Consider the following 1306-nt stretch of genomic DNA (forward strand, 5'->3'; position numbering starts at 1 on the left):
GGTGGATACCACTGCGCCCACCATCGCCTCGGTGGCGATCGGCGGGCAGACGGGCGCGCAGAACGGCCTTCTGAACGTCGGCGATACGGTGACGGTTCTCGCGACCTTCAGCGAGACGGTTTCGGTCAATACGGCCGGCGGCGTGCCGACGTTGAAGCTCAAGGTGGGCAGCCAGTACCGGGATGCGACCTATTCGGGCGGCACCGGCACGAGCACGTTGTCCTTCACCTACACGGTGTCGGCGGGCGATACGGATGGCGACGGCATCTCCGTCGACGCGGACAGCCTTGCCTTGAATGGCGGAACGATCCGCGATCTCGGCGGCACGAATGCGACGCTGTCGCATGCGGCGGCGGCGGACAACGGCAGCTACAAGGTGGATACGACGGCACCGACGGTCGCCGGCGTCACGCTGTTCGACGCGACGGGCCGTCAGGGCGACGTGCTGAATGCGGGGGACACGGTCACGCTCGAAGTGTCCTTCAGCGAGGCGGTGTACGTCGACACGACGAACGGCGTCCCGAAGCTGAAGATCCGCATCGGCAGCCAGTTGCGCGACGCGCTGTATGTCAGCGGCGACGGCACGGACAAGCTGCACTTCACCTATACGATCGAAGCCGGCCAGACGGATACGGATGGCATATCGGTGGATTCGAACAGCCTGATCGTGGCCGCCGGAGCGATCCGCGACCGCGCTGGCACGGACGTCAACCCTGTCCATGCGTCGGTTGCGGCCAATGCATCCTACAAGGTGGACACGACGGCGCCGACGGTGACGTCGGTGGTGATCAGCGGCCAGACGGGCGGGCAGAACAACCTTCTGAACGTGGGCGACACGGTGACGCTGGACGTGACGTTCAGCGAGGCGGTGTATGTCGACACGGCGAACGGCCAGCCGCGCTTGAAGATCAAGGTCGGTTCGGACGATCGCGAAGCGGTCTATGCGGCAGGGTCGGGCAGCACCCGGCTGCAGTTCACCTATACGATCGCGGCCGGCGACATGGACGGCGACGGCATCTCGCTGGATGCCAACGGGCTTTCGGTGACGAACAGCTCGATCCGCGACTTCGGCGGCACGAACGCCAATCTGGCGCATTCGGCGGTCGACGCGAACCCGACCTACAAGGTGGACACGCAGCCGGCGACGATCGCGTCGGTGGTGATCGTCGGTCAGACGGGCGGACAGAACAACCTCCTGAACGCCGGGGACACGGTGACGCTGGAGACGACCTTCAGCAAGGTGGTCTTCGTCGACACCGGCGCGGGCGCACCGCGTCTGACGATCGATGTGGGCGGACAGACGCGC

Annotated in this window: 1 protein-coding gene; it reads left to right on the forward strand. The window is 65.9% G+C overall.

Annotated features, from left to right (window positions below; translation table 11 throughout):
• On the forward strand, window positions 1–1306 hold a 1306-nt coding region (locus tag NDN16_RS20805; RefSeq protein WP_251115323.1), incomplete at both ends, for a hypothetical protein.

This window comes from Aureimonas altamirensis (assembly GCF_023702225.1).
GTDB classification, from domain to species: domain Bacteria; phylum Pseudomonadota; class Alphaproteobacteria; order Rhizobiales; family Rhizobiaceae; genus Aureimonas; species Aureimonas altamirensis_B.